This window comes from Patiriisocius sp. 208BN25-11, from assembly GCF_058147145.1.
Window position 1 is genome coordinate 140,517 of sequence record NZ_JBYVJY010000002.1, and the last position, 18,594, is coordinate 159,110.

The following is an 18,594-nucleotide window of genomic DNA, read 5'->3' on the forward strand; positions in this document are numbered from 1 at the left end:
TTGGAAACTTTTAGTTTTATGAAAATTTAAAAAGAAGATAAACTTAAACTTTTGTTGCATCTAAAATTAGACCTTATGGAAAAGCTAGCGTATACTACTATTGATATAGTTACCGAAAAAAAAATTCTCAATTTTTTAAACCATATAAAAAGTACCGATGTATTATCAAATTTAATTCTTGACGATCCAAAAAGTGGTGCTCCTGGAAAAGGCTACACGATTGGAAAAACGGTTGCAAAAAGAATTCTTGAAAAAAGAAAAAAACTAAAAGCAAAGAAGTTTAAATCTCTTTCAGAATTAGAGAGTATTAGTGGTTTTGGTCAAGATAAACGCAACGATTTGGTGTATACCTTCTTAAACAGAAGAAGTAAGCAACCTTTTGTATCCCAAGATAAATGGGATCTAATTTTAAAAGCTATAGATACTACTATCGAGGAAGATCATTGTACGAATATTAAATGCAAAATAGAAGCCTATAGAAACTTGGCCAATAGTTTAAATAACCTAACCAGCGATGCTTTTCATTTTAATAGAGGAAATTATAAAGCGGGTGATAGCATGTTATTGCAACTTAATACGATGCTTCAAAGTATTTCTTTTGGGTATTCCAGCGCTGGTAAAGATGTACAATTATTGTCGGGTAGTTTTTCTTCTTCATTCATTCCGCACCCAAATCTTAACCTAGGACCTAATTTTTGTTTCTTTTCAATTCCTCCATTTATAGATTTATTTTTTGGTATTGAGCGATTGCGAGTATATAACCCAAAGATTGATGCATCCATAACAGAAAATTATCTAAAAGCGGTAGAGACAGTAATTGCTGCATTTGCACCTATTGAGCTTCTTTATAAAGCAGCGATTCGATTTAAAAAAAATACAACTTCAACTACGAACTATTTTCGTCGCGCGGCACTAGGTTTACCTGCACTTAATATTTCAGCAGGAAATATGTCTGTAACAAACATTTTTAATCCAAATGCCCAAGGCCAGCCATTAGACAATCCATCAACACAAACTATTGCTTTAGGATCTTATTTGCCATTGAGACCTAGGCCAAGTTTTAATATTTGTCAAGCAGAACGTTGGTCACAAACATACAGATCTAGCATCTGTTTTAGGAAACTAGAAACACTACCACGCATTCGTATCGATGATATAGTAAATCTAACTAGGCCAGGAGTGAGCAGAAGAGGTTGTGCAGGTGATCAAATTGAAATTCAAGGAGAACATCTAGGAACCTTAGGAGAGCTCTCTATTAGATCGTTAGCAATTGACACTGAAGAATGGGACGATACGCATATAGTATTTACGCTTCCCGACGATGCCATTGGAGACGCAATTGAACTATGCGTAAATCCAATGATTTCAGAATGTGTAGGTTTTCCATTTTCGTGTAAATTAGATGAAGCGGGAACAGATTATTCTTTTGAAATTGTAGCAGCTCCAGAAATTGAATTATTTACGCCAGAGGGCAGTACCATGAGAGTTATTGAAGGCGGTCGTTATGAAATGGAAGCTTGCACGCAAATTCAACTCAATTATATCGCACATGAAGTAGGACGAGCGATCATTAAAAAATCTGACGGCACTATTGTATGGGATAGTGGTGATGGTGGGCCAAGAACGATTGATCGGTCATTAATATTTACAACCTTACAAGAAGACACCGTTTTTACCTTTGAAGTGACTAATCTTTGTGGTACCATTACTCGAGATATTGACTTATTGGTGTATAAGGCTATTCATTTAGAAAGTGAATCAAGGGTGAGAGCCAATACATCGCTAGCTATTCAACTACGTATTTCTTGTCCCGCTCCAGCAGGAGGTGTTCCCATTACTTTTATGACCAATGTAGAAGGTGCTTTCGAGCTTCCCGCTTCGCCTATTATAATCCCAGAAGGCGAGACACGACTCCTGCATACCATGAATGCATTGGATCTTTGCGCAGAAACAATACTTACCGCAACTGCACCAGATCATAGAGATGATGATCTTACGCTTATAGTCTTTGATGTTCCTGTTATTACTAATCTTGGAACACTTATTTCCAATTCATGTACTAGAACACCAATGGTCGTTACAGGAAATTGTTTTGACCCACTTTTAGAGGGCAATAGAATTATTGCTAAAAATGGCAGTCTCTTGCAAACTTTTACGAATCTTGCAATCACTTTTTTAGACCCTGCCAATAGGGGACACCATGCTCAAATTGAAGCAGAAATTAGCGATCTTACACCCGGTTTGTGGGATATTTCAGTCGTGAGTAATGGACTTGAAAGCGCAGCTTTTGAAACACCACTTAGAGTACAAGTAGTACCACCCATTATATATGACTTTGGCGCGTCTATAACACAAATAGTGCCTTGTGTGGATAATACGGTTACCCTTAGTTGGGAAGTAAGCAGGTATTCTAGGATAGAATTATTTAATAATGGAAGCTTACTAGATTCGTTTCCTTCTTCGTCGTATTCTTGCTCGCGACAAACTGACTCAACCACAATAACACTAAGAGAGCAAGCTAATTTAATAGTACGAGCATACGATTTTGATGGAGCAAATCCAGTGGAGCACCCATTACTCATACCAGAAATTAATATTTTACAGGCTTCTAAAGTACATATCACAAATTGGACAAGAGGTTCTGGACTATTTTACGAACATACCCTAACAATCTGTGTGTGGAGGCAAGGTGGATTACCCCGTTATTTAGATGACACCCTCTCTCATGGTGATGACGTAGAAATAGAACTTGATGACTGTAGCTTGTACAATATATATGCAATTAGTCATGAAGACATTGAAAATTATAATCGTAGATTCAGAACACGAATTGTTCCTACAAATCCCGCTATTCTGACATATGGACTGTTTCAACAATTTATTAAGTTACAAATTATTAATATCCTTGGTCGAGATCGTACAGAGATGCTATATCAAGTAATCAACCCTGGGGGTTAAAAGATACTATTTGATGAGCTATCTATAGCGGCAATTAGAAATCAAAAAATATGACAGAAAAATTAAAAAAAGCCATCGCATTACGAAGTCAAAAAAACTATGCTGATGCTGAAATTTTATTGAAAGAACTACTTTCTGAGGACCCAAATAATGGGCAAGTCTACTATCACTATGCCTGGCTTTGCGATGCTATGGAAAGAGAAGTGGAAGCGAGTTCTAAATATGAAAAAGCACTAGAATTAGGGGTAAACAGAGAAGATATAAAAGGCTGTTATCTGGGCTTAGGCAACACATACAGATGTATTGGCGAATATGAAAAATCCATAACCCTTTTAGACAAAGCACTCAAAGAATTTCCCTCCAATAACGAATACAAGGTATTTAAAGCCATGACTTTATACCACTTGAACCAGCATGCAGAAGCCATGCAGTTATTGTTAGATGTGATAGTAAAAACAAGTGCTGATAAGGGTATTCAAGAGTATTGGAGAGCGATTGAAGATTTTGCGGGTAGTTTGGATGAGAGGGTTGGATGATGGGGTTAGTTGTTTAATCAAGGCCATTTTGTTTTGAAACAAAGTGAATATCAGTTGTGGTTATCCTCAAAAGTTTTTATTACCAAAAGGCTATTTTTAAAATGTGAATAGAACACTCTTTACAGCATTGGATGGAACAGGGTGAAGGTAATGGGTGTTGAGTAGGATTAGTTTATAGATTTTAAATGTTTTGAATTGGAAGTATTATTTGATTTAAGTTTCGTGTAGAATTTCTTATAATTAGTTCTGTTTCAAGCTCAATAATTTTAGGAGTTATGTTTTTGTTTTTACTTTTATTCTTAAGTTCTTTAAACAATCTTTTAAAAGCTTTCACACCCATTTTATAACCAGGTTGGTTTATGGTAGTCAAAGAAGGCGTTATAGCTGAAGACATAAACCAATTACTAAAACCTACAACAGCAATATCATTGGGAATATGCAACCCTAGTTCTTTGAATTCAGTAATAGCACCAATAGCAACTAAATCTGTATTGATAAAAACACCATCAACATCGGTATGATCCTTTATTAATTGTTGTGCATATTTTTTGCCTTCTTCAAAAGTCATTTCTTCACATATATACACTAAAGATGGATCATACACTAAATTGTTATCTTCTATAGCCTTTTTATACCCAAGAAATCGATCAATAGAATTTTGAGGCAATAGAGGTCCTCTAAAATGTGCAATACGTTTACACCCTGTGTCAATTAAATGTTTAGTGGCCATATAAGCTGCTTTTCTATCATTAATAATTATTTTAGAACAGGGAACCACTTTAGCAATTTTATCGAACATAACTAAAGGAGTATTTTGTTCCAGAACTGCCTTTATGTGTTTAAAAGTAGCCGTGTCATTTGCAAGTGATATTAAAATACCATCTACTCGTTTCCTTAATAACAAATCTAATTGCCTTTTTTCAAGTTCATGAGACTCATTAGATTGTAAAATAATCACTAAATATCCCTTTTTTTCTGCTTCGTGAATAATTCCTTTGATAACACTAGAAAAAAAATGGTGTACAAGTTCAGGTATAATTAGGCCTATCGTCTTTGATTGTTTTGTTCTCAAATTTACTGCAAAAGAATTAGGCCTATAATTTAAAGTAGCAGCAAGTTCTTTTACTAAAGCTTTTGTTTTTGAACTAACATCTGGATAATCTTTTAAAGCTTTTGAAGCTGTAGAAACAGATATTCCTAGTGTCTCTGCAATTTCTTGCAATGTAACTTGTTTCATAATACTGTCGTTTTTCCAAAAATACAAAAATTAACGAAATCGTTTTCGGTGTTTACGAAAACGATTTCGTTAATTAAATCTTATTTTTTAATAATTCTTGAATTTACATTTGAATTATTATTAATTCGATAATTTGTAAAACCAATTCAAATGAAAAATTCAAAGAATAATATATTTTACCTCACAATCCTTATGTTTTTGGTTGTGAATTTGATGAATGCACAATCTACTATAACAGGTACGGTAACAGACCAATCTGGAATTCCAGTAAGTGGTGTTAACGTAATTATAGAACAATCAAATAAAGGTGCAATTACCGATTTTGATGGTAATTTTACTATTTCAAATGTAGAAGACGGCAGTTATGTTGTTTCAGCTTCATACATAGGCTTTACTAATGCTAAAGAGACAGTAACTATAAGTGGAAGCGATGTTAGTCTTACATTTACACTAAACGATGATGCAGAATCGTTGGATACTGTTATAATTACTGGAGTTACCAACCCTCAATCACGTATTGAGTCAAGTGTTTCAATCACATCACTAAAACCAAATGACATTGTAGAATCAGCACCAAGAACAACTGCTGAAATTTTCAGAACAATTCCTGGTATTAGATCTGAATCTTCAGGGGGAGAAGGAGAAGGTAACGCCAATATAGCAGTACGTGGAGTTCCAGTTTCTTCTGGTGGTTCTAAATATGTTCAACTACAAGAAGATGGATTACCCGTATTATTATTTGGTGATATTGCATTTGCTACAGCCGATATTTTTACAAGATACGATGCTAATATTTCAAGAATAGAAGCCATTCGTGGTGGTTCTGCCTCTACATTATCTTCAAACTCACCTGGTGCAATTATCAATTTAATTAGCAAAACTGGAAAAAGAGAAGGAGGATCTGTAGCTACCAATTTTGGTTTAGACTACGGAAATTTTAGAACAGATTTTGAATATGGTGCACCTATTGGAGATGATTTATATTTCCATATGGGTGGTTTTTACCGTATAGGGGAAGGCATTCGTGATGCAGGTTATACTGCAAATAATGGTGGACAGTTTAAATTTAATATAACCAAAGAATTTGAAAAAGGGTACGTTAGGGTATATACCAAATATTTAAATGATAGAGCAATTGCATACCTACCTAACCCAATACAGGTAACAGGAACAAACGCAGACCCAAACTTTGAGGATATCCCTAATTTTGACGCTAATAATCAAACATTACACACGCCTTTTTTAACTCAAAACGTAGGACTAGGAGAAAATGGTGAACGTAGAAGATCTAATATAACTGATGGAATGAACCCAGAAAATATATCTCTAGGTTTAGAAGCTTCTTTTGAATTAATAGATGGATGGAGAATAAAAAATAATGGTCGGTTTTCTATGAATAGAGGGGGATTTAACTCTCCTTTTCCGGCGAGTGTTCAAACTGCTGGAGATTTCTTGGCTGGTGACTTTGCAACAGGTAATGGTTTTTCTTCTCTTGCCTACCAAGGTGGTGGGGCAGTACCAAGTAGTTCTTTAGTAGTACCTGTTGTATTATTTGACACACAATTAAATAACTTTAATAATTTTATGAATGACTTACGTATCACTAAGAAGTTTGATAACGTAAATGTTACCCTTGGATACTTTAAAGCATTTCAAAATGTGTCAATGTCATGGTTATGGAACTCATATCTTTTAGAGGCTAATGGTGATAATGCTAGATTAATTAATGCAAATGATGCAGACGGAAATAGACTAACAAATAATGGATTATTTGGATACGGAGCTGCTTTCTTTGGTAATTGTTGTCAAAGAAGCTATGATACACAATACAATACATCTGCCCCTTTTCTGGCTGTAGGTTATCAAGCAACAGAAAAATTAAATTTCGATGGAAGTATTCGAGTTGATTTTGGTACTGTAGATGGCTCTTTTGCAGGTCCAGTTACCTCACAAGTAGATGTAAATAATGATGGCGAAATTTCATTGGCTGAACAAACGGTTCAATCTATAGATCATGCAAATCCAACTATCGTAAACTATGATTACGATTATGTTTCTTACTCTCTTGGTGCTAATTATTTGCTTAAAGATAATCAGGCCGTGTTTGCACGATATAGTAGAGGTGGATCTGCTAAGGCTGATCGTATACTTTTCTCAGATGTAAACTACTTAGATGGAGATCAAATAAATGCATTAGACTTTATAAATCAAGCAGAATTAGGATATAAAGGCGGATTTAAAAATGCTTCTGTTTATGCAACAGTATTCTATGCTAAAACCATTGAAGAAGGTGGTTTCGAAGCAACTACACAACAGCTAATTGAAAATGATTATAAGTCTATTGGTGTAGAATTAGAAGGTAGTTACCGTTATAATAATCTAGATGTTCGTGGTACATTGACGTATACAAATGCAGAAATAGATTCTGGAGATAATGAAGGAAATACACCAAGAAGACAACCAGATTTTATTTATAGCCTTGTTCCTTCGTATAGCTTTGGGGCTAATAATCAGCACAGTGTTGGACTTAGTGTAATTGGTCAAAGTAAAGCATTTGCACAAGATTCTAATGAATTAGTTTTACCAGGATTTGCCATTGTAAATAGTTTTATCAATTTTGAAGTAACAAACAATCTTTCTGCTAACCTTTCTGCAAACAACTTATTTGATAGTTTAGGGATTACAGAATCTGAAGAAGGAAGTATAACCGAAGGACAAGTAAATTATTTACGTGTTCGTCCAGTTCCAGGAAGATCTATTTCAATGGGCGTTGCTTATAAATTCTAATACAAGTATTAGCCATACTATTTAGTGTTAATGTTAAAAAGCCAATGCTAATATCAAATTACATTGGCTTTTTTTATTTAAATATTTTATATGCGTTATATAATTGTTCTATTTCTTTTTGTTACTAGTGTTTCTATAGGGCAGACCCTGGATGAAAAAGAACCAAAATTAAACGCTACTAGCCTTATTATTTATGGGAGTGATACCTGTCATTATTGTCTAGAAACTAAGGCATATTTACAAGAACATGATCTCAAATTTTTATACTTTGATATAGACCAAGATGAAACAAAATTGCAGGAAATGCTTTTTAAAATGAGGCAAAATGGCCTTCCAGTTGCAAATGTTTCGTTACCTGTTGTTGACAAGGCTGGTCAAGTTTTTATGAATAACAAAGAATTTGATGTTTTCTTAAGGCTATTAATCCAAAAAAACTAAATGATGCTGAAAAAACCTAAACTTAGCTTTTGGCAAATTTTAAATATGAATGTTGGATTCTTTGGAATTCAATATAGTTTTGGTTTACAACAAAGTGCAGTAACTCCTATTTATGATTTCTTAGGGGCAAGTGCAGATCAAATACCTTTGCTACATCTTGCTGGGCCCATTACTGGTCTTTTGGTGCAACCCATCGTTGGTGCTTTAAGTGATAAAACGTGGAGCCCAAAGTGGGGGAGAAGGAAACCCTATTTTCTAATAGGTGCTATCTTATGTAGTTTGGCACTTTTTGCATTTCCATTTAGTAGCTCTATTTGGATGGCAGCTGGATTATTATGGATTTTAGATGCTGGTAATAATACAGCAATGGAACCCTATCGTGCTTTTATAGCCGATAAATTAGATGATGAGCAACAACCCATGGGCTTTCAAATGCAAAGTTTTTTTACTGGATTTGGACAAACTCTTGCAAATGTATCTTTATTCATCTTTCCTTTAATTTTTATAGGTACTACAGGATCATTACCCACATGGATTTATGCTTCCTTTTTTCTAGGAGCTGTTTGTTCTATAGGTTCCATTTTGTGGAGTATGAAGACCACGAATGAAATTCCGCCAACAGAAGAAGAACTTGCTAAACTTAGAGCTGAAAAGAAAGGAGCCTTTGAGCCTTTAATTGAAATTTTTAAAGCCATTGGTGATATGCCAAAGGCAATGTGGCAATTGGCATTAGTGTATTTGTTTCAATGGTATGCATTGTTTTGCTATTGGCAATATTCTTCAAAAAGTGTTGCACTATCTGTATATAATGTAACTCCAGCTAGCAATCCTGAAGTATATGAGCAAGCAGTGAGCTGGACAGGTCTTGTAAATGGTTGGTACAATATTGTTACATTTTTAGTAGCATTTATTTTGGTAGGTTTTGCCAAAAAATATAGTGCTAAATCTGTTCATTTTGTGTGTTTGTTAATAGCAGCAATTGGATTTTTAACATTTCCGCAGATAGAAAGCAAAGGCTTGTTGTTTTTTGCAATTTCAGGTTTTGGTATTGGTTGGGCTAGTATGATGGGCATACCTTATTTAATGGTAGTGGCAGATATTCCAAAAGAACGCTATGGAGTGTATATGGGTATCATTAATATGATGATTGTTATTCCTATGATTTTTCAGAACCTAACTTTTGGTTTTGTACTCAGAACCTTTTTAGATAACGATCCAAGAAATGCCGTTACGTTTGCAGGAGCTTTGTTAGTAATTGCTGCTTTATGTACCCTGTTAATAAAAGTGAATAAAAAACACGTAGCACCCAACTAAATGAATTCTATCATCTACAGTAAAGCAATACAATTATTGCATACGGCAAGTACCGATAACGGGTTTTTGGCAAGCGCAGAAATGGTGTCAAATTACAAACGTATTTGGGCCCGAGATGGCGTTATTTGCGGGCTAGCAGCTTTGTTAGATGGTGACGAAGAATTAATAAGCGTTTTCAAAAATACGCTTACAACACTTGCAGATCATCAACACGAATTAGGACATATACCATCTAATGTATATTTTAAAGATACTGAAGACACAGAAGTTAGTTTTGGTGGCCTTGCCGGTAGGGTAGATACCATATCTTGGTTTATAATTGGCGCCTGTAATTACACATGGAGCACCAATGATACCACATTTTTTTCAACAATGAAAAGCAAGATTGAAAAAGGATTTCAACTCTTACAAGCATGGGAATTTAACAATAATCATCTTATCTATATACCAAGATCTGGAAATTGGGCAGATGAGTATATTACAGAAGGGCATATTTTTTATGATCAAGTGCTTCGTTTATGGGCCTTACGCTGTTATCAAAAGATAGCATCATCTACTGCTATTTCAGAAAAAATTGTAGCCGTTACAACTACTATAGAACAAAATTATACCACAGGATTTAATTTACATCCGTATCACCCAAAAGCATACAAAACACTACAAAACAAACCTTACTGGATGGCATCTATTAACCCATCTGGCTATCAAACTATGTTTGATGCTTTTGGTAATGCAATAGCCTTGCTTTTACAATTGGGTGATACAGCTTTTAAAGAAGAGCAAATACTGTATGCAGAAGAGCTAAGGAAATCTTTAAAATTACAATTAGTGCCCGCATTTTGGGACCCCATTTTTCCGAACGATGAAAATTGGAAATTATTAGAACACAATTGTAAATATGAATTCAGAAATGTTCCCTACGAATTTCATAATGGAGGAACATGGCAAATGGTAAACGGGTTTTATGGTATGGCTATTTCAGAAGAAAAACCAAAAGCCCTGGAAGAAATTATTGCAAACATAGAAATGTTGAATACAACAGAAGATTATGCCTTTTATGAAAATTTCAACACTAAAAACGGAACACCTACGGGTGTAAAGTACTGTGCTTGGAGTGCAGCGGGACAGATATTAGCAACCCAAACTAGTAAAGGCAAAAAGCTATTAATATAATACGCTATGACATACGAAATTATTTGTGTAGGGGAAGCATTGGTGGATTTTATTGGCCACGAAAAAAACACCTCAATTAGTAATACACGAGACTATCATAGATACATTGGTGGATCGGTGACCAATGTTGCCATGAATTTAGCACGTTTAGGTTTACACCCAAGACTCATTGCTACTATTGGCAACGATGGTTTTGGAGATTACATTCTACATAGGGTTAACGAAATTAATATAGATAGTACCTATGTGCGCAGAGAAGCGCAAGTACCTACAAGTACCATATTTGTTTCTAGAGCTACCAACACACCAGATTTTATACCTTATAGAGCTGCAGATAGTTATATTATTGCAGCACAATTTCCTTCGGAAATATTAAAGGGTGTAAAAATCTTGCATACCACTTGTTTTGCGCTGAGTAAAAATCCTGCTAGAACTACTATTTTAGAAAAAGCAAAAGAAGCTTTTGCCATGGGTTGTACCTTAAGTATTGACATAAATTATTCATCAAAAGTTTGGAGCAATAGGGAAGAGGCTAGACAGACTATTGAGACCTATTGCAGCTTTAATCCTTTAATAAAAATTAGTGAAGATGATATGGAACGGTATTTCGATAAAAAAATATCCCACACCGAAATTTTCAACTATTTCCATACACATGGAGCTCATATTGTATGCCTAACCTTGGGCGCTAATGGTGTAAAATTGTCTCAAAAAGGAGAAAGTACTCTTGAGTTACCCGCAGAAGAAATAAATGAAGTGATGGATACTACAGGTGCAGGAGATGCATTTTGGAGCGGTTTTTTGTTTTCATATATCAATAATAAATCACTTCAGTCTTGTCTAGAAATTGCATTAAAGCTTGCCGCATTAAAACTACAACACGTAGGGAGATTGCCAAATAATATCAACGTTATAAGTGAGCTTTTAAATTCAGAAAAATAAGGTGTCGCTGTTTTAGTAACATTCTGAAATTGGTGTGAATCTCGATCCTAGCGTAGGATAAGTATTTATATAATTGATCTTTTATTTCTCAAATTCTAGAGCCTTGGCAACCTTGATATTTACTTATAAAAATAGTAACCAAATCACTTTTTTGTATTTGCATTATGCTCCATGGCATAATTTGCCCAAGCTACAATAGCATCTAACAAGGGTATTAAGCTTTTACCAAATTTAGTTAAGGAGTATGCTACTTTAAGGGGTGGTTTTGAGGTGTATACTTTTCGTTTTATAATGCCATCTTGTTCTAAGGTCTTTAACTGCAAACTTAAGGTGCGCTCGGTTATGGTTGGCATTTGTTTTCTTAGCTCATTATAACGTAGCGTCTTAGCCTTTATATTATATAGAATAGCCGTTTTCCATTTCCCACCAATAATTCCCATTGCTAAAGTTGAGCGACAGGGATATTCTTTTCCATTGAATTTATGCATATTTCTAAATTTTTGATACTATCATTTATGACCGTTATTGCAAATATATAATAATATACTTAGTATTGTAACTATAAAATGTATAGTATATATTTAATACGAATAGCTTCGGAAATTTCAGAACAAAAAAACAGCATATGAATTCATTAGTAATAGACAGTATTGGGTACGCAGGTTTGATCATTAATTTATATTCCATGTCCACAAAAGGAGAATATAAATTAAGATTCATTTCACTCATTGCAAATGCCATTTATATTGTATACGGGGCGTTAATAGGCGCAAATCCAATCATTATAGGTTGTACTATTGCTGTAGTACTGCATGGCTACCACATAAGACGTTTACGAATTAAAAAAAAGAGCAATGATTAACATAAAAAAAGCAAACAAAGAAGATATAGAGGTGTTAGCGCTTTTAGGAAGACAAACCTGGGCAGAGTCTCATGGGCCTTATATTGAAGACAAAAATCAACTGTCAAACTACCTCGAAGAAAATTTTTCAGTAGCTACAACGACACAGCATATAAACAATCCTAACAATCATTTCTATATTTTATATGTAGATGATTTTCCGGCTGGCTATACAAAAATCATTACAAACGAAACACAAGCACATGTGGCTTCTCAACATAGTTGTAGGTTAGAAAGAATCTTCATCTTACAAGATTTCATACCGCTAAAAATTGGAAAGCAACTATTAACCTATGTTGAAACGCAGGCCAAAGCATTACAACAAGACGCCCTATGGCTTTCTGTGTATATAAAAAATATGAGGGCGATTAGATTCTACGAAAAGAATGAGTTTAAAAATGTTGGAAATCTAAATTTCATTGTCAATGGAAAAGCGTATGATAACATAGTGTTTTCTAAAAAACTAGTACCTATACCTGACAATGATACAGGATATTGAAATTTCGAGAATATCTAAAAGGCAATAAAATTCATGAAATAAAAGTGTTGTATAAGGTGCTGCGTGGCGCCTGCCCCGATTTTCTTCGGGGTCACTTTGCTTAGATTAAAAGCGAAAGTTGTTACTATAGTTTCTTTAAAAAATTTATTCTCAAAAGTTTGTTCTGCAATGTTAATGAAACCGCTTGCGGTTCACGAGCTCAATTTTCACAAATAGGAATGGCGAGTAAACACTTTTTATGCGACCACGTAGAAGGGAAGCATAATGTGTGTGGAATAGATTATTTTTTTTGATTTAATTTATTTATTGCTAATTGACTATTTATGTACAAATTAGATTTTAAACCAAATATTCTACCAAATGAAATGTGATTTTTATGTTGTTCTTCATTTGAACGGCTTCTTAAATATTCTAATTCTTTGAAGGAGTTATCCTTTAAAAGCTCTAATGTTCCTATAATTAATTCATTGGTGATATTATCTAAAAAATTAGATTTTGAAACGATAGCACATATCATTCTGTCTTTATCTTTTGCCAACTCACTACTTGAAAAATTAACATTATTTTTTCCAAATAAAAATTTAAATTCTTCTTTCCCTAAAAGAATAAAACCTTCATCATTTGGTAACTCTCCAACAGGCATCTTTGAATCCTCAATAAAAATTAATTGACCAGTTTTCAAAAGACATTTTTTTAAAGAGTTCAATGTGTTTTCCCATTCATCTATTGGTATTTCATGTAGCACATTAATTAGTACAATTAAATGATATTTATTTTTTGGAAGGTCTTTTATAGATGAGTAAAAATTATGAGCTCCTTTTTCTTTTAATTTTTGTTCAGCTTTTTTATCAATATCAAAAGTATCATACAACTTTATTCTATTCCAAGTATCAGTATCTTCTTTAAGCGATGTTAACAGACGACCTTCACCACAACCAAAATCTAAAATGTTAAGGTTTTTCTTATTTGAGGTATGGTTTTTAAAAAGCTGAATTTGTGGGTCTGAATTATTAGAAAACTCAATAACTTCAGGTTTAGTAAAACATTCAATCATAAAATTAGTCATGGACCATAAAGAAGGAGATTTTAAAAATTCAAGCATTCTATGGTAATATTCATCAATTCCCATTATAGCATTTAATGCTTTAAATGGAACATTTGATTTTGGAGAAAATAATTGATTATCATCTACAAGATATATTGATGTGTAATCCAAAGATGCTATAATAGGCATTGAATGAGTAGCAATAATTAACTGACCTTTTTCTTTAACAAACTCATTTAATTTTTCAATTAATCTTATTTGAGCCTTTGGATGGAGATTAAGTTCAGGTTCATCAATAATAATAATCCATTCTGAAAACTTAATTCCTGGATTTTGATTTATACTCTGAATAAAAAATAAAAGGGAATATGTAAAAAGTACTTTTTCTCCTTCGGAAAGTAATTCATAATTAAATTTTAATCCATTTAAAGTTAAAAATGAATCAAATACTTTAACATTTTGATTTTCTTTTATGGTTGAACCAGTAACTTTACTTTCCCAAGACAGTTCTTTTTCTAAAAAAAAGGACACTAAATCCTTTAGCTGTTTGAATCTTATATAATGTCCATTACCATCTATACTAGTTTTTTTTAACTCTGCATTAGTCTTTGCATCCTCAAGTAATTTAGGCATGCTTTCTATATAAGCTAGGGAGTTTTGATTTATTATGGATAAAGCGTCTGCTTTATGGTTTCTATTTGCAAATGCACCTTGAAAAAGATGATCTTTACCTTCAATCGCATTTTGGAGACCTCTCAACTGCACATGGTCAATAACTTTTAGATAATCTTTAAATGTATTAGAAATTGAACCATCAAATTGCCTGATTTTTTGTTGTTCACCAGTATGTATTTTATAACTTTTTTTTTCTTCAGTAATTGTTATCCTTTGTTGACGAATACTCTCATTTTTTGGATCTTTCTTTTGTTCAAAATTTATATTTTTCTCCTTTTCTAAAACTTCAAGATACTCGGCATATTTCATAAAACTTTCTGCAGCTCTATCGAAACCTTGAGGCAAATATTCGAAACAAGAATTTGTTACTTTAAATGTATTAGCGTTTCTAATCCAATTCTCAATTATTTTTAGATATCTGCTTTTACCAGACCCATTTTTACCTACCAATGCTATAACGGAGCTCATTCTGTTAGATTTAAATTTATTTACACCAAGGTCATAGGTGTCTTTTAGCGGTAGATTGATTTTCTTTATTCTCATTTTGAATATTTAAAAGCTTCAATATAGAATAATTTTTATCAAATATTTATTCTATATGTTTCTTTTGCAAAGTTTTAATGGAACACTATTTATACCTATGGTGATAAAGCGCTAATACAGATACTAGCTTCAAAAATTTCGTTTTAAGTAATTCCTGAGAATCGTGTATTTGGAATATTTATGTACTATGTACAGAATATTAAAAAATTACATATGGTTTTTATAAAGTCTAAGATGTCCACAAAAGGATTTTTACATAATTACAAACGATATAATCCTAAAGGCGTTATATCTGTAATTATGTAAAATGCACGCATACATCCTTTTGCTAGATAAATGTATTATAATGTTCTGTGTTATGTCACTTTGCTTAGGGACAAAGCACACGATACTAGGAATCTTCTTCAAAAAAGTTTTTCTACCTAAATCTATTTTAAAATGTGAATGGAACACTCTTTACAGCGTTGGATGGAGGAGGGTGGAGGTAATGGGTGTGGAGTGTAATTAGTGTTCAACTTTAGTAGTTTTAGCAAGAGTATTCTAATAAGCGCTTATAAGTAAATATACCCGATAATGGGTATGTTTCAATTAATTATAATTAACTAGTTTTAAAGTTTATAACTAACCAAAAAAATACAATATGCGTCAATTTATATATTTTGTTACGATTTGTTTTATAATATCCTCTTGTTCTGTAACTCACAATATCCCAAAAAATCAAACGCCAAATGAAAATTTAAGCGCAAACTCATATAAAGTTTTTGTAGATCAAAATGGTGATTTTTATCCAGATGATTGGCAAAATAAATACGGTAAACACCCTAAGAATGCTGCAGGAAGAAAAGGAGCTTATTCATTAAATACCTTAGCTCTTAGACAAAATTTAACTGATGATTTGAATATGTTCAGAAATGAAACTCTTGGAGAAATTACAGCGAAGTTTAATAAAATCGATAGAATTTTCATTCTCATACACGGTTATAACAATAGTGAAGATGAAGCGAATTTAGGTTTTGAAACGATAAAAGATAAAATAAATTTTCAATCAAACGATGGGGTGATTGAATTTTACTGGGATGGATTAGTTGCAGGTGGTCCAATAGAGAGTTTTGATATATGGTTTAATGCAACTGGCTACAGTCAGCTGGCAGGAGAAAGAGCTCTCAGACCAATACTGAATTTATTCTCGAACAAAAGTGTAATACTAATATCTCATAGTCGAGGTGCATCAGTTTTGTTAAGCGGATTATGTGATCCACCTTACAAAAAGAAATTTGCTGATGAAACATTAGAATTTCACAATGTAAAAGTTCATAATCAACCTGAGTTAGCTGACAATAATAATAGGATAGATGTAATAATGCTAGCACCAGCATTAGGCCAAGTAGACTTTAGAACACCTGAATATTATACATCAGATTTAACATCGTTTAGATCTTTTAGCCATCAAGTAAAAAACTTACACATATCTGTAAATGAGGACGATAAAATTTTAAAGAAATATGCAAAAGCGCTATCATCGAGATTTAATCCGACAGATTTGGGGTATAATGTAGAGGTCTTTAATTTATTAAAAGAGAGTTATCCCAAAATGTCAATGACAGACTTTAAAGGGCTTAACTCTCACAGTTTTATTGATTATGCCAACAATCCTAAATTTATCGAAATACTAGAAAAATTTGAAATAGAAGCAAACTAGTATGAAACATCTAATTTTATTTTTAATATTCTTCCATTCATTATACTGTATATCACAAAACGATTTTTATAGTACTGATTCTGATTTTCAATTTGGTATAGGCACTAAAGTAAATATAGAGTTTAGCCATAAATTTAGCCCAGCGTTCAAAGTTAGTCTAACAGGTGGAGTAGGATACAATACGGATAGAATAGGAATATTTCCTTCAATCCATACAGGAATTTTATTTTTTAACAAAGGTAGTGTCGGAGCAGATCAAAGTAAAAAATGGCACAAAATTCAATCTCACTTTTATACCAGCGCTCAACTCACGGGACAATTAGATAAAAGAGATTTTGACTTTACACTAAGAAGTGTTCCTCTATATCATTTCTCTGAATTTAATGCAAACCCATTACAAAACCCATACAAGTCATCTATAAGTTATGGGGCAAACTGGATTTTTGTGCAAAATAAAGAATCTCAACGTACTGGTTTCTTTAATCTTAATATAGCAGGACGTGCCCAAATTAGTTATTATAATGATGGCGGTCCTATTTTAAAAATAGTAGGAGATAAAAGAGATAGGTATTATACTGGAGGTGTAATAATTTCTTATCACGGTAATAATGATGATCCTATTAATTTAATTGAATTAAGCTATCATAAGTATACTGGTTATCAAGAATATGCTTTTGATGTAGCAGATAAGTTACAAATAGACTTCCTTAATTATAAAGATGAAAATCAATTTTCGTACAATCAGCAAAGATGGAAACTAAATATTTCTAATTTCAAAAACGGATTTGGTGGGAGCATCTCCCTTTACAACAGGAACAGCATAGATTTACAAGACTTTTTACATTTTAACACAAATGTGCCTTATCATCCTGATTACTACAGAGGTTATAGATGGATGTTTGGAGGAAGGTATGAGTACAATCAAATAATATTACCACAATGAAAAAAATCATAATATTCATCGTTATATTAATAATTATTTCGTCTTGCGGTTCAGGACTATATAAAACCACTCAACTTAACTTAGACAAAGATGGTGTTTTAATGAAAACTTATAATTTAGATGAATTTGACATTTATACTTACAATATATGCGAAGATGCAACCAAAGAAACGAACAATAAACGTTTTTCAAATTGCCAAGAAAACTTTTATGATATAGCAGAAAATGATACTATTGTAAAAGTAGAGGAAGTATATCTTTTAAGACATAGACAATCAGATGTCATAATATACCTCACTACTTTTTCAGATAAGCATTTAGAGTATAAAAAAGGATTTCTCAATGATCGATTAATTTATGAAAATAAAATTATTCTTAATAAGGTGGAGTACGCTTATATTGGTAAGATTGACAGTATTTTAAATTGGATTCACTTCCCTAGTCAAAATGATGGTCAGGATATTATTTTACACTACACTCAAAACAGCTTCCCTGAGTCTATAGAGATTATAGAAGCTAATATCGCTGCAGCTGAAAACAATTATACTATAGATGAAAAAATAAATTTAGATAAAGTGTTTAGACAATCTGTTATATACCAAAAGAGGGATTACGAAGTTAAATTTTTTGAAAATAAAATTGGTAGCTCACCATCTTATTTACCTAAATGCATAAATATTATATCTAGTCAAGGAAAAGTAGAAGTGGTTTTTGGATGTAGTAATTCTGATGAATTATTCTTTAAAATATCCAATAGGAAAATTAGATACAATACTAATTTCTTTATTATACCATAGTTAAAACGGTATAATAAAGAAAGCTATTTTATTTATGATTACGACTACTATAAAAAACAAATATTTTGCAGGAATATTGAAAGTGTGTGGAATGATTTTAAATTAAT

At 32.8% G+C, this 18,594-nt stretch carries 15 protein-coding genes; 12 read left to right on the forward strand and 3 right to left on the reverse strand.

What is annotated here, in order from left to right:
* Nucleotides 1-75: 75 nt before the first annotated feature.
* Both ACY2RS_RS03520 and ACY2RS_RS03525 read left to right on the forward strand, forming a co-directional pair.
* Nucleotides 76-2,958, forward strand: a complete 2,883-nt coding sequence (locus ACY2RS_RS03520) for a hypothetical protein (RefSeq protein WP_490097228.1) — start codon at nt 76-78, stop codon at nt 2,956-2,958.
* A 50-nt stretch (nt 2,959-3,008) separates the two neighbouring features.
* On the forward strand, nt 3,009-3,494 hold the full coding sequence (locus ACY2RS_RS03525) for a tetratricopeptide repeat protein (protein WP_490097229.1): 486 nt from the start codon (nt 3,009-3,011) through the stop codon (nt 3,492-3,494).
* A gap of 181 nt (nt 3,495-3,675) precedes the next feature.
* On the opposite strand, the gene ACY2RS_RS03530 is transcribed toward ACY2RS_RS03525, so the two are convergent.
* A complete protein-coding gene (locus ACY2RS_RS03530; RefSeq protein WP_490097501.1) occupies nt 3,676-4,731 on the reverse strand; it encodes a LacI family DNA-binding transcriptional regulator in 1,056 nt (351 codons plus the stop codon).
* A gap of 150 nt (nt 4,732-4,881) precedes the next feature.
* On the opposite strand from ACY2RS_RS03530, the gene ACY2RS_RS03535 reads away from it, so the two are divergent.
* The 5 genes from ACY2RS_RS03535 to ACY2RS_RS03555 all read left to right on the forward strand — a co-directional run bounded on the left by ACY2RS_RS03535 (nt 4,882) and on the right by ACY2RS_RS03555 (nt 11,385).
* Nucleotides 4,882-7,518 (forward strand): TonB-dependent receptor, encoded by a 2,637-nt coding sequence (locus ACY2RS_RS03535; RefSeq protein ID WP_490097230.1) that lies wholly within the window; start codon nt 4,882-4,884, stop codon nt 7,516-7,518.
* Between the two features lie 90 nt (nt 7,519-7,608).
* On the forward strand, nt 7,609-7,956 hold the full coding sequence (locus ACY2RS_RS03540) for a glutaredoxin family protein (RefSeq protein ID WP_490097231.1): 348 nt from the start codon (nt 7,609-7,611) through the stop codon (nt 7,954-7,956).
* 3 nt (nt 7,957-7,959) lie between these two features.
* Nucleotides 7,960-9,270, forward strand: coding sequence for an MFS transporter (locus ACY2RS_RS03545; RefSeq protein ID WP_490097502.1), 1,311 nt, complete (start codon nt 7,960-7,962; stop codon nt 9,268-9,270).
* The gene (locus tag ACY2RS_RS03550) at nt 9,271-10,443 is read left to right on the forward strand and encodes a glycoside hydrolase 100 family protein (RefSeq protein WP_490097232.1); all 1,173 of its coding nucleotides are present in this window, start codon (nt 9,271-9,273) and stop codon (nt 10,441-10,443) included.
* A 6-nt stretch (nt 10,444-10,449) separates the two neighbouring features.
* Nucleotides 10,450-11,385 carry a carbohydrate kinase family protein gene (locus ACY2RS_RS03555; RefSeq protein WP_490097233.1) on the forward strand — a complete coding sequence of 312 codons (936 nt, stop codon included), beginning with the start codon at nt 10,450-10,452 and terminating at the stop codon, nt 11,383-11,385.
* Between the two features lie 143 nt (nt 11,386-11,528).
* Here the strand turns inward: ACY2RS_RS03555 and ACY2RS_RS03560 are convergent, their stop codons facing one another.
* Nucleotides 11,529-11,873: a winged helix-turn-helix transcriptional regulator gene (locus ACY2RS_RS03560; protein WP_490097234.1), complete on the reverse strand. Its 345-nt coding sequence runs from the start codon at nt 11,871-11,873 to the stop codon at nt 11,529-11,531.
* A 137-nt stretch (nt 11,874-12,010) separates the two neighbouring features.
* Between ACY2RS_RS03560 and ACY2RS_RS03565 the strand changes: the two genes are divergently transcribed.
* Together ACY2RS_RS03565 and ACY2RS_RS03570 are read left to right on the forward strand one after the other, a co-directional pair.
* Nucleotides 12,011-12,247: a hypothetical protein gene (locus ACY2RS_RS03565; protein WP_490097235.1), complete on the forward strand. Its 237-nt coding sequence runs from the start codon at nt 12,011-12,013 to the stop codon at nt 12,245-12,247.
* On the forward strand, nt 12,240-12,785 hold the full coding sequence (locus tag ACY2RS_RS03570) for a GNAT family N-acetyltransferase (RefSeq protein WP_490097236.1): 546 nt from the start codon (nt 12,240-12,242) through the stop codon (nt 12,783-12,785). The genes ACY2RS_RS03565 and ACY2RS_RS03570 overlap by 8 nt, the downstream gene beginning before the upstream one ends.
* Nucleotides 12,786-13,065: 280 nt before the next feature.
* Here the strand turns inward: ACY2RS_RS03570 and ACY2RS_RS03575 are convergent, their stop codons facing one another.
* A complete protein-coding gene (locus ACY2RS_RS03575; RefSeq protein WP_490097237.1) occupies nt 13,066-15,048 on the reverse strand; it encodes an AAA family ATPase in 1,983 nt (660 codons plus the stop codon).
* 640 nt (nt 15,049-15,688) lie between these two features.
* Here ACY2RS_RS03575 and ACY2RS_RS03580 point away from each other — a divergent pair.
* The 3 genes from ACY2RS_RS03580 to ACY2RS_RS03590 are packed head-to-tail and all read left to right on the forward strand — an operon-like array spanning nt 15,689 to nt 18,487.
* On the forward strand, nt 15,689-16,747 hold the full coding sequence (locus ACY2RS_RS03580; RefSeq protein WP_490097238.1) for an alpha/beta hydrolase: 1,059 nt from the start codon (nt 15,689-15,691) through the stop codon (nt 16,745-16,747).
* 1 nt (nt 16,748) lies between these two features.
* Entirely contained in the window at nt 16,749-17,690 is a 942-nt protein-coding gene (locus ACY2RS_RS03585) for a polymorphic toxin type 23 domain-containing protein (protein WP_490097239.1), read from the forward strand.
* Nucleotides 17,687-18,487 (forward strand): hypothetical protein, encoded by an 801-nt coding sequence (locus ACY2RS_RS03590; RefSeq protein ID WP_490097240.1) that lies wholly within the window; start codon nt 17,687-17,689, stop codon nt 18,485-18,487. Before ACY2RS_RS03585 ends, ACY2RS_RS03590 begins: the two co-directional genes overlap by 4 nt.
* The last annotated feature ends 107 nt before the right edge of the window (nt 18,488-18,594 follow it).